Origin of the sequence: Lysinibacillus sp. CNPSo 3705 (assembly GCF_028674935.1) — a bacterium.
In the GTDB taxonomy this organism is placed as follows: domain Bacteria; phylum Bacillota; class Bacilli; order Bacillales_A; family Planococcaceae; genus Lysinibacillus.
The window spans coordinates 1-12,038 of the sequence record NZ_JAQZSD010000096.1; the positions used below are offsets into that span (position 1 = coordinate 1).

Annotated in this window: 8 protein-coding genes and 1 riboswitch; all 8 genes read right to left on the bottom strand. The window is 37.2% G+C overall.

Going from position 1 to position 12,038, the window contains the following annotated elements; genetic code table 11:
- Positions 1-138 precede the first annotated feature (138 nt).
- Positions 139-870, bottom strand: coding sequence for an amino acid ABC transporter ATP-binding protein (locus PVA17_RS23065; protein WP_274069106.1), 732 nt, complete (start codon positions 868-870; stop codon positions 139-141).
- Positions 871-882: 12 nt separating this feature from the next.
- Positions 883-1,608 (bottom strand): amino acid ABC transporter permease, encoded by a 726-nt coding sequence (locus PVA17_RS23070; protein ID WP_132357905.1) that lies wholly within the window; start codon positions 1,606-1,608, stop codon positions 883-885.
- A gap of 179 nt (positions 1,609-1,787) precedes the next feature.
- Positions 1,788-2,654, bottom strand: coding sequence for a transporter substrate-binding domain-containing protein (locus PVA17_RS23075; protein WP_274069107.1), 867 nt, complete (start codon positions 2,652-2,654; stop codon positions 1,788-1,790).
- 116 nt (positions 2,655-2,770) lie between these two features.
- Positions 2,771-2,957: riboswitch (Lysine riboswitch) on the bottom strand.
- 299 nt (positions 2,958-3,256) lie between these two features.
- Positions 3,257-4,498, bottom strand: a complete 1,242-nt coding sequence (odhB, locus tag PVA17_RS23080) for a 2-oxoglutarate dehydrogenase complex dihydrolipoyllysine-residue succinyltransferase (RefSeq protein WP_274069108.1) — start codon at positions 4,496-4,498, stop codon at positions 3,257-3,259.
- Positions 4,499-4,591: 93 nt separating this feature from the next.
- The gene (locus PVA17_RS23085; RefSeq protein WP_132357911.1) at positions 4,592-7,417 is read right to left on the bottom strand and encodes a 2-oxoglutarate dehydrogenase E1 component; all 2,826 of its coding nucleotides are present in this window, start codon (positions 7,415-7,417) and stop codon (positions 4,592-4,594) included.
- A gap of 230 nt (positions 7,418-7,647) precedes the next feature.
- Entirely contained in the window at positions 7,648-9,033 is a 1,386-nt protein-coding gene (locus PVA17_RS23090) for a HAMP domain-containing sensor histidine kinase (protein ID WP_132357913.1), read from the bottom strand.
- On the bottom strand, positions 9,030-9,704 hold the full coding sequence (locus PVA17_RS23095; protein ID WP_132357915.1) for a response regulator transcription factor: 675 nt from the start codon (positions 9,702-9,704) through the stop codon (positions 9,030-9,032). Before PVA17_RS23095 ends, PVA17_RS23090 begins: the two co-directional genes overlap by 4 nt.
- A 191-nt stretch (positions 9,705-9,895) precedes the next feature.
- Positions 9,896-11,923, bottom strand: a complete 2,028-nt coding sequence (locus tag PVA17_RS23100; protein WP_274069109.1) for a diguanylate cyclase domain-containing protein — start codon at positions 11,921-11,923, stop codon at positions 9,896-9,898.
- Between the last annotated feature and the right edge of the window lie 115 nt (positions 11,924-12,038).

The following is a 12,038-nucleotide window of genomic DNA, read 5'->3' on the forward strand; positions in this document are numbered from 1 at the left end:
AGTAGAGTCACAGTGCCAAATGAAAAAAGCGAGGTATTCAACGATTAAATCGTTGAATACCTCGCAATGTGAGAAGATATAGACTTTTTCAGTGCCCTCATACATTGGACTCACTTTTTTTGTTATTGGAAACGATCGTTATTTTAATGTTCGTTTTAAAAACTCTTTTGTCCGTTCATGTTGAGGGTTTATTAATACCTGTGATGGGGGTCCTTCCTCAACAATTACACCTTTATCCATAAATACGACGCGATCCGCTACTTCTTTGGCAAATTCCATTTCATGTGTAACAATTAACATCGTATTCCCAGCATCCGCTAGTTGACGCATTACCTTCAACACTTCACCGACCATCTCCGGATCCAGTGCTGATGTCGGTTCATCAAACAACATTACATCCGGGCTCATTGACAATGCTCGTGCAATCGCTACACGCTGTTTTTGACCACCAGATAGTTGTCTTGGCTTCGCATTTACGTATTGATCCATACCAACAATTTGCAAATATTTTAAAGCAACTTCCTCTGCTTCTACCTTTGAACGCTTTAATACTTTCATTTGACCAACTGTACAATTTTGTAGCACATTATGGTTGTTAAATAAGTTAAATTGCTGGAATACCATACCTAGATGTGTACGGTATTCTTGGATATTATGCTTTTCGTCTAAAATATTTTCACCTTTGTAAATAATTTGACCGCCACTTGGAGTTTCCAGTAAATTAATGCAGCGTAGTAGTGTTGATTTACCAGAACCGGAAGAACCGATTAAGCAGACAACCTCACCCTTTTCTACTTGGAAATTAACATCCTTTAACACTTGGTTACGACCAAATGATTTACTTAAATGCTCTATTTTAATAACTGTCATCTGTTCGTCCCCCTATATTGCTTCTTTCTGTTCTTTTCGGTATGCATCTGGTCCATCTAGACGTTTTTCAATATACAGTAATATTCTTGATGCTGTGAATGTCATAATGAAATAAAGGACGCAAGCTACAAAGAAAGATTCAAAATAGCGGAAGTTATTACCCGCAATCGATTTTGTTTGGAAGTATAATTCCGTAACCCCGATAACATTTAATACGGCTGTATCTTTAATATTCATAATTAATTGGTTACCTGTTGCAGGTAATATATTTCGTGCAACTTGCGGTAATACAACATGTAGCATAATTTGAAAATGGTTCATACCAATGGCCGATGCGGCCTCGTACTGCCCTTTATCAATGGATACAATACCACCACGGACAATTTCAGCCATATAAGCACCTGTGTTTAATGAAACAACTAAAATACCTGCCGTAATAAAGTGCATATCAATGCCGAATGCTATATCTAACCCGAAAAATACTACCATCGCTTGTACAATCATTGGTGTACCACGGAAAAATTCGACATAGCATGTTAGTATAAAATTAAAGAGCTTTAAGCTATAGAACTTTACACCTTTTTTACGAACCTTTATGGTATGCATAATTCCGATGAAAAATCCGATAAGTGCACCAATAATTGTACTACTAATAGAAATAAGTAATGTATAATACGTACCTCGTAAAAACATTTGCCAGTTGTTCTCAATAATAGAAATAATCCATTCAAAACTCATGATGTTCCTCCTAACAACGTCGTGTTGCTTGTTCGTTACAGTATCGTGTCTTATCTGGAGCCTTTGTTTCTTTTATTTTATGAAACATTTAGCTAAGACATTATTATTTATTTGAGAGATTCTTATTGTATCAATTGTAATAATATGGCACGGACTAGTAGATAGCCCGTGCCATCATGTTATTGGGCTGCTGGTTGTTGGTGAATGGCTTCTTCCATAATTTTTTGGCGATCAGCTTCAGAAACACCTTTTAAAATTTCATTTATTTTTTCAAGATTCGCATCGCCTTTACGTAAACCAACTGCAATGGATGTATTTGAAATATCTGTATCGAAGCCCTTTTCGAACTTCACATACGTGAACTTATCATTTGCAGCAGCAGCAGAAATACCTTCAGGACGTTCTGCTACATAGCCGTCAATTTTTCCAGCTTCTAATGCAACACGCATCGCCGGGAAATTATCCATTGCAGTTTGTTTTTTTACATCTTTGATTTGATCGATGACATTGTAGTTAGATGTATTTAATTGTGATGTAATTTTAGCACCAGAAAAATCTTGGATAGAAGTTGCTTTTTCATATTTACTGCCTTTTTTTATGACCATAACAAAATCAGATGTATAGTAGTTTTCAGTGAAATCAACTGTTTGCTTACGCTCTTTAGTAGGTGACATACCAGCAATGATTGCATCAATTTTATTGGATTGTAACGCTGGTACTAAGCCATCCCATTCCAATTTAACGATAACTAATTCTTTTCCTAAGCCCTCAGCGATTTTTTTCGCCATTTGCACATCATAACCACCCGCATATTCCGCATTATCAGCAATTTTTACTGCACCATTTGCATCATCCTGCTGTGTCCAGTTGAACGGAGCATAACCTGCTTCCATTCCAACACGGAATTGGCCGCCGCCTTCTTCCATATTCGTCTTATTACCGTCATTACTAGATGACGTTGTAGCCTTTTTGTCACCAGCACCACAAGCCGCTAGCAAAATTGCAGTCATGACGGTCAACATTAATACTAACCATTGTTTTTTCATGTATTATTCCCCTTTTCTGTAAAAAAATAAGACAACTGTACCAAAAAAGACCTAAGTACTGAACTTAGGTCTTACTTTTTTTAACAGTTGCCCAAATCCTCACTATAATTCCATTATTCCGAGATAGCACAACCTAGTAAACCTGGAAAATAATTTACTAGGACAGTCCTGCACTTATTCACTGCAGACCCAGCATAAAAGTACGAGCTCCTTTTATACTTCGGCGATAGTTCCTTCTTCATTGCGTCTTCGCTTGCTTGTACTCAACAATGAACTAATAAATATCGCGCCTCTACCTCACAATAAGTAAAAGTGAGGTTTGTATATTTAATTGATATTAAGATACTACTATAAAGTTGATAAGTTCGTCAAGATAATTTTATTACTTTTCTGACTAATTACAATATTATGGTTTTTTATTCCTTTAAATGCCTTTTATTCTTTTATAAACGGTGAAAATCATTAAGACTGCCGCTTTGCCGAAAGAATCCTCGTCTCTTTTAACGTCGCCCTAGCTCTTCTATTCGTCGACTCCTTAAAACTGTTCCAAAAAAGAAAAAAACCCTGCAAACATTGTTCGCAGGGCTTTATAAACTCAGGAATTAAGAATTTAATAATAAATCTTCTGGGTTTTCAAGTAGTTCTTTAACAGTTTTAAGGAAGCCTACAGAATCTTTACCATCGATAATACGGTGGTCATAAGAAAGGGCTAAGTACATCATTGGGCGAATTTCTACTTCACCATTCACTTCAACTGGACGTTTTTTGATAGTATGCATACCTAGGATACCAGCTTGTGTACCATTCATAATAGGTGTAGACATTAATGAACCGAATACGCCACCATTTGTAATTGTGAATGAGCCACCTTGAAGATCTGCTAAACCTAATTTTTTATCGCGTGCTTTTTTCGCTAGGTCTGCAATTGAATCTTCAATTTCAGCAAAGTTTTTGCGGTCAGCGTCACGTACAACTGGTACTACTAAACCTTCTTCTGTTGATACTGCTACACCGATATCAAAGAAGTTGTTTAAGTGAATTTCATCACCAACGATTTGTGCGTTAACATATGGGTATTTTTTAAGAGCTGCAACTACAGCTTTTGTGAAGAATGACATGAAACCAAGTTTAGAGCCAGTTGACTCGAAGAATTGGTCTTTTTTACGAGAGCGTAAAGCCATAACGTTTGTCATATCTACTTCGTTGAATGTAGTTAACATTGCTGTAGATTGTTTTACTTCAAGTAAGCGTTTTGCAATTGTTTGGCGACGACGGCTCATTTTTTCAATTGTTACACGTGATTCATCTACAGCTGCAACTGCTTTAGGTGCTGCTGGAGCTGCTTGTGGTGCTGCTACTGGAGCTGTACCATGAGCTGCTACGTCTTGTACACGTACACGGCCTTGTGGATCTACTGGAGATACAGCAGCAAGGTCAATACCTTTTTCGCGCGCTAGTTTACGAGCTGCAGGAGATGCGATTACACGCTCACCAGTAGTTTCTTCTACAACTGGAGCTGCTGCAACAGGGGCAGGTGCCGCTTGTGGCGCTGCTGGAGCTGGAGCTGGAGCTGCTGCAACTGGTGCCGCTGGAGCAGGTGCTGCACCTTCGCCAGCTTCTACTACTGCGATAACTTGACCAACAAGTACAGTATCGCCTTCTTCAGCTAAAATTTGAGTTAAAACTCCCGCTTCTTCAGAAATGATTTCAGCGTTTACTTTGTCTGTTTCAAGTTCAACGATGAATTCACCTTTTTCAACGCGATCGCCCACTTTTTTTACCCATTGTGCGATACTACCTTCTGTAATCGATTCTGCTAATTCAGGGACTTTAATTTCAGCCACTTTCATTTCCTCCTTTAATTAACGTGCATTGTGCACATAAAAGGGCTACTGCCTTAGCAAGTAGCCCGGCTCTCAAAAATTAATATGTGATTATTATTTAACCTTTACAGGCTCAGCAACTGCTTCTTCTACAACTGCGGCTTGAGCTGCTTTATGAGAATCTGCATCACCTTCAGAAGTAGAGCTCATTGCAGGACGTCCTACATAACGAAGCTTTTTACCTTCTGAAAGTTCATGTAATGTTTCTAATGCATAATTCCATGAACCTTGGTTTTTAGGTTCTTCTTGTACCCAAACAACTTCTTTTACATTTGGATACTTAGCAATAATACCAGCAACTTGCTCTTTTGGGAATGGGTAAAGTTGTTCTACACGAACAATGTGTAAGTGATCGAAGCCTTCACCATCTTTAATACGGTCTGCAATATCGATCATTACTTTACCTGAACCTAATACAATGCGTTCAACTGCTTCAGTATTTGAACCTAGGCCTGGTTGTTCAATTACTTCTTGGAATGAGCCATTTGCTAATTGCTCAGCATTTGCTGCAGCTAATGGGTGACGAAGTAAGTACTTAGGTGAAACAACTACAAGTGGACGAACACCTTCAGTTCCTAATAATGCTGCTTGACGACGTAATAAGTGGTAATAGTTACCTGCGTTTGAACAGTTTGCTACAAACCAGTTATTTTCAGCTGACATTTGTAAGTAACGTTCCATACGGCTTGAAGAGTGTTCTGGACCTTGACCTTCATAACCATGCGGTAAAAGAATAACTAGACCAGATTTTTGACCCCATTTAGCACGTGCACCTGAAATAAAGTTATCGAACATAACTTGCGCCATATTTGCAAAGTCACCAAATTGAGCTTCCCAAACTGATAGTACATTGCCATTTTCTAAATTGTACCCATATTCAAAGCCCACTACCCCTGCTTCTGTTAGTGGAGAGTTGTGTACTGTAAATGATGCATTTGCACCTGAAATATGGTGAAGTGGCGTGAATAACTTACCATTGTTTTTGTCATGTAATACTAAGTGGCGTTGAGAGAACGTACCACGTTGTGCATCTTGACCTGTAAAACGTACTGGTGTGCCATCTTGAATAATTGTTGCATATGCTAGAGTTTCTGCATGACCCCAGTCAATTTTTGCAGAAGCAAATGCATCACGGCGTTTTTCTAAAATTTTGCCAAGTTTTTTCTGTGGTTCAAAGTTATCTTCAAACACTAAAAGCTCTTCGTTAATTTTTTCTAGACGTTCCACACCAACTGCTGTATCAATTTGTGGGAATTCTACTTTTAATTCTTCTGGCATTTCTAAATGCTTGTGTTCATCTTTATCGGCCATTTCTTTTACATGATCATAAGCAGCTTGCATTTCTGCATAAATAGCTTTATCTAATGCTGCAACCTCATCAGCAGAAACTACACCCTCAGCTACTAATTGAGCACCGTATAAAGCACGAACTGGCTCATGTTTAGAAACTAATAAATATGTTTCAGGGTTTGTTACAGTTGGATCATCAGTTTCATTGTGACCATGACGACGGTAACCGATAAGGTCAACGATAATATCTTTACCGAATTTTTGACGGTAGCTAGCTGCGAAACGACCTACTAGAGCTACAGACTCAGGGCTATCTGCATTTACATGCACTACTGGTACTTCGTAACCTTTTGCTGGGTCAGAAGAGTAAAGAGATGAGCGAGAATCTTGTAGTTCAGTTGTAAATCCAATCATGTTGTTAGCGATGATGTGGATTGTACCACCAGTAGTGAACCCTTCAGTTTTTGCGAAGTTTAATACTTCTGTTACGATACCTTGACCTGGGAACGCAGCGTCACCGTGCACAAGAATACCTAGTCCTTTTGTGCGGTTATGAACAGCTTGCCCTGGCTTAGAAGTGTCATCTTGTGCTGCACGAGCTGTACCTAAAACAACCGGATTTCCTACTTCTAAGTGAGATGGGTTGTATGCAAGCTTAACATTCATACCAGATTCACGCATATATGAAGCACCCATGTGGTACTTAACATCGCCAGTCCAACCTTTCGTAATTTCAAGGCGACCATCTTCTGGTATAAATAACTCATTAGATACGTGTGCAAAGTCAGAGAACATCATATCGTAAGGTTTATTTAAAATGTGTGTTAATACATTTAAACGACCACGGTGAGCCATACCAATACGTACTTTTTCTACGTTATTTGCTTCAGCTGTTTTTAAAATTTCATCAAATAGAATGATTTGAGTATCTAAACCTTCACCAGAGAAACGCTTTTGACCTACAAACGTTTTATGAATAAACTTCTCGAAGTTTTCAACACGAGTTAAACGATCTAATAAAGCTTTTTTCTCATTAGAAGTTAATGCTTGTTTAAATGAACCTGTTTCAATTTGTGCTTGAATCCAATCACGTTCTTCTGTTGCTACTACGTGATTATATTCAAATGCTACTTTATCTGTATAAACAGATTTTAAGTAATCAATTGCATCTTTACCATTTTTCACGTTTGCTGGCACATCTTTGAAGAAGATAGCTGCAGGAATTTCAGCTAAATCTGCAGCGCTAAGGTTGAACGCGCTTTCTTCAATTTGAGCTGTTTGTAGTTCACGGTTTTTCAAAGGGTAAATATCTGCCGCTAAATGACCGTTTGTACGGATTGCATCTGCTAATTTCACAGCTGCTAACACTTTCTTGTAATCGCCAGCAGGAGCTGCTGCTGTATTACTAGCTACAGCTACTTCACCTTCTACTACTACTGGTGCACCAAATTGTTGGAATAATAATACTAACTCCGGTTCTACTTCTTCAGGAGACTGTAAGAATAAGTCGTATTGCTCCATCACATATCCTAGGTTAGGACCAGAGAAAGCTGACCATGGAGAACTTACAGTTGTAACGTTGTTCGACATGAAAAATGACCTCCAAATTTTGCCTTTCGGCAGTTCCATTAATTAAATTACAATTAATTATATAATATTTTTCCGTTCTTTTAAAGGATATTTGACATCTTAACCATTATTTAAAGAACGTTTTTTCCATCTCAATCTTACTACTCTTCACAAAAAATACAACTCTTTTTAGCAAATTAAGCAATTTTTTTCCCAAAGGATGAAATAATTAAATAAAGCATGGATTTTCCTCAATATTTCAGCGGGAATTTCAGCAAGAAAACGGTTCCAACATTTTTAACACTCTTGACTTCCACTGAACTATTGTATTTTTCAAGTAACATTTTTGTAATACTAAGCCCTAAGCCTGTACCGCCTATTTGACGATTTCTTGCCTCATCAACTCTATAAAAGCGATCGAAAATGTATGGAATGTTTTCTTCCGCTATACCAATTCCATTATCTTCTATTTTTACTGATACTTCCTTTTCTAAAACGGAGAGTGAAATTTGAATCTCAGGAATTTTTTCACAATAACGAATTGCATTTTCTATTATATTACGAACAATTTGGCTAAGTGCATTTTCTGTTATAAATAATCGCCCTATTTCTTCATTTTTCGACAGCAATATTCGAGCATCTGGATGAAGGAGTCTTGTTTCCTCTATAACTGCTTCTATAACAGCTACTGCATCAGCCTCACTTGTGATGTCCTTTTCTTCACGACGTGCAAGTTCTAGTAATTCTTCGATCATTTTACGCATCCGTGCAATTTCAGTTAATGAAGTTTCAATAGATTCCTCTAAAATTTCTGGATCATCCTTCCCCCATCTTTTCAATAGGGACAGATGTCCTTCAATTGCTTGGATAGGCGTCCGTAACTCATGAGAAGCATCCGCAACGAATTGTTGCTGCTTTGTAAATGATATTTGCAATTCATTCATCATCGCATTGTACATTTTCAATAAATCACCAATCTCATCATGAGACGAGTAAGATAATTGAATAGGTTCATTAAATCCTTTATCCATAACGGTTTTCATGGATGCACGTAATGCATGCAGCGGCTTCGTCAAATAGTTGGCTAGATAATAGCCAATTGAGGCTGATAACAATAATGCTCCTATGCCTGCAATTAGCATTGTCGTCAATAAATAATGCATCAAAGACTCAAATTTTGATAATGGATGAATCACCTGGATATAGCCTTGAATGAATCCGAGCTGAATACGTTGATTTATGACAAAGACATTCTTTTTATCAATCGTCATTTCCATAATTTCACCTAAAGAGGTAATAGGTGCAACCTGTGAATTTTCATTAATACTTAAAATCTTTTCGCCATCTACATTAAATAATTTAACTGTTTGATCACGATCTTTAATAGAATCTAAAAGACCTTTATTTTGATGTATTTCCTGAATCGTAAGGCCAGGTCCCTGTGACTCAAAAAAATACACCAAATCATCGCTTGCCCGTTTTATTTGACTTGCCTCGTCATTAAGTAGCCATGTATGCAATGAAATATATACAACAATACAAATAATCGTATAGCTAAAAAATATAACAGCACTAGATGTGAGCATCCATTTTTTTTGTAGTGACTGATTGACTATATAATCTCTTAATTTTTTCATTCGCGCATCACATACCCCACACCACGAACGGTTTCGATATAGGTACTCATATCACCCGGTAGTTTATTTCGCAAATGCCGAATATATACATCTACGACATTTGTCTCTATATCCGTATCATACCCCCAAACAGAGGTTAAAATTAGCTCTCGTGTACAAACTTTATTTTTATGCTCTATCAATAATTTTAATAAATCATATTCTGTTTTCGTTAAATCAAGTTTGTTCCCTTGAACAAATACTTCATAGGCCGCTACATCTATTTCGATATCACGAAAATGTAATGAGCCCCCAATTTTTTCATCGGGTGTCACCCGACGTAGTATTGTACGAATTCTAGCTAATAGTTCTTCAATAGCAAATGGTTTTACTATGTAGTCATCTGCGCCAGCATCTAAGCCAGCTACACGGTCCATTACTGCATCTCGGGCCGTTAACAATATAATGGGAACCTTTGACTGTGTACGTATTCGACGACAAATTTCAATTCCATTTATTCCGGGAAGCATGACATCTAATAACAGTACATCAAAATTATCAGATGAAGCTAGCTCTAGTCCTTCACGTCCATCAAATGCGACGAATACATCGTAACCTTCATGCTTTAATTCTAGCTCCACGAAACGAGCAATATGCTTCTCATCTTCCACTAAAAGTATCTTTTTAGGCATTTCTTCACCTTCTATTCTAAAATAACTATGAGAGGTTTCCTCTATAATACCGTTATAGCATAACATCAAACAAAAAGTCTGTACCACAAGTAGCTACTTGTTTGTACAGACTTTTTCAACTTCTTTCAGCAGCAAATGTTTTATGTCCCGAAAGCAAAGCGACAGCTACAATTGTGCCGAGACATAATTGATTAGGCGTCAGTAATATAGAGATTATTTTTCCCAATTTCCTTCGCTTTATATAAAGCTTGATCTGCTAATTCTAGCAATTCATTTAGTGTTTGACCGTGATCCGGATAATAAGCGATACCAATTGAAGCAGTTGGAGCAAAGTAATGACTTTCGATTGTCCAACCCTTTTTTAGTTCATTACGAATGCGATTAATAATATCCATCATTTGCGTATGTCTCGTCTCATTATTTCGAGTTAAACCTGTTAGGACGACAACAAATTCATCGCCACCCATTCGTATAACTAAATCATGGTTACGTACAGCCGTAATTAAAACTTGGCCAAACATTCGGATAAAGTCGTCCCCTGTGTCATGGCCGTACTGATCATTAACTCGCTTAAAATCATCCCCATCGATATAAAGCATAGCTAAACACTCATTCCGTTCTTGCGCTTCTACCAATAGTTTCGGAGACTCCTTTTGTAAAAAACGACGATTTGGTAGCTGTGTTAACGTATCGTGATAAGCTAAATATAATAAATCATTCTCTCGTTCCTTACGATGCGTTATTTCACGGGATACCATCATAATTTGTGAAACTTTTTCGCGTTCAGGATCATGAACAACTGTTACGTTTCCTTCAGTCCAAACGGGCGTACCGTCCTTCGCCCTCAACAGTAGCTCAAACTGCGTTTCCGTTTGGCCTGAATAATTATTTAAAAATGTTTGCCAAGACTTCTTACTTTGTTCATCGACAATGCTACTATAAAACTGACCTTGTAATTCTACATTTTCGTAACCTAAGAAAATCTCATAGGAAGGCGAGGCATAAATAATGATACCATCTTCGTTTGTAATGACGATCAAATCATTTGTATTTTCTGTAATAAGACGGAATGTGCGTTCAATATTTTTCAATTCCGTTAACATTCTTTTCTTGTCCGTAATATCATAGTTAATGGATAAATATTGTTCTGTCTCCCCGAATTCATTCTTTAATGGCACTATAGATGCTTCTACCCAAAAATCAGCATGGAATTTTGTACGGTAGCATAGCTCCCCTCGCCAAATATCCCCCGCTTTAAGCGTTTTTTTAATTATTTGTAATAAGTCCTCTGCATTGTAGCGAGGCTCTATTAAATTATAAGGCTGACCTATTAGCTCTTCTGCCGTGAAGCCAGTCGCATTTAAAAACAAATCATTAATTTCTAGAATTTTAGCATCCCTATCTAACACAGCAATGGAAGCTGCTGAATTTAGAGCAGCTTTAAAAACCTCTAAACCATGGGATTTTGAGCGTAACTCTGCTTTTTGTTCAGTGAATTTTGTGCAATCCTGCATGAGAAGAAAAATAGCAAATGAATGATCCCATTGCATAACCGGAGATAGTGAAACTAAATACATGCGCTCTTTTTTATCCAGTGTATGAAGCTTGATGAATTTTTCGCCAATATTTTCGCCCATAGCTGCTCTTTGTATATAGCTCTGGATTTTCCCTACTTCATCTTTAGGAATAATTGGTAGATCGATGAATAATTGCTGTTTAATCGTTTCTGTATCTAATTCAAAGTCTTCCGTGAAGCTGGAGTTCACCTCATAGATAGACCCTTCAGCTGATAAGATGACTGTAGAAAAAGAAGCATGGTCAAACATTGAGCGAAGAAATAAAAACTTATCTTCGATACTACGATCATAGTGAATTTCTTTTGTTATGGCTAAAACATAGTCTTCATTATTATGTTTAATCGGTCGCACAGAGGTCTCATATTTACGAACTTCTGATTTATAATAGGCATAATCGACATAATCAACTTGACTATGCTTTGCAATCGCTTGATTGTAGTTTTCTTGGATTATAGAAAAAATTTTCCGACTTGAGGTAAGGGTAGAAAGCATTTTCCCAATCGCCTCATGTGATAACAAAGCTCGAGCTGCGTTATTTAAGCGAATATATTGATAATCGTCTCCCACTTTTTTCATTAAAAAGACAAAATCTTTGCCAAAAAACAATTCATTAAATAAATCTTCGCTTAAAAGATATTCCATGCTGTCACCTCCCCATAAGTCGCTACTAATAATATAGAATTTTTAAATAGCTTTTGTATATACAAAAAAATCAATAATACTATTATAACATAATTTAAAAGAATCGCCCTTCTTG

Excerpts from the sequence above, each read along its gene's own strand:
- PVA17_RS23100 (WP_274069109.1), bottom strand. The coding sequence starts at position 11,923 with ATGGAATATCTTTTAAGCGAAGATTTATTTAATGAATTGTTTTTTGGC.
- PVA17_RS23085 (WP_132357911.1), bottom strand. The coding sequence starts at position 7,417 with ATGTCGAACAACGTTACAACTGTAAGTTCTCCATGGTCAGCTTTCTCT.
- PVA17_RS23070 (WP_132357905.1), bottom strand. The coding sequence starts at position 1,608 with ATGAGTTTTGAATGGATTATTTCTATTATTGAGAACAACTGGCAAATG.
- PVA17_RS23075 (WP_274069107.1), bottom strand. The coding sequence starts at position 2,654 with ATGAAAAAACAATGGTTAGTATTAATGTTGACCGTCATGACTGCAATT.
- PVA17_RS23065 (WP_274069106.1), bottom strand. The coding sequence starts at position 870 with ATGACAGTTATTAAAATAGAGCATTTAAGTAAATCATTTGGTCGTAAC.
- PVA17_RS23090 (WP_132357913.1), bottom strand. The coding sequence starts at position 9,033 with ATGAAAAAATTAAGAGATTATATAGTCAATCAGTCACTACAAAAAAAA.
- PVA17_RS23095 (WP_132357915.1), bottom strand. The coding sequence starts at position 9,704 with ATGCCTAAAAAGATACTTTTAGTGGAAGATGAGAAGCATATTGCTCGT.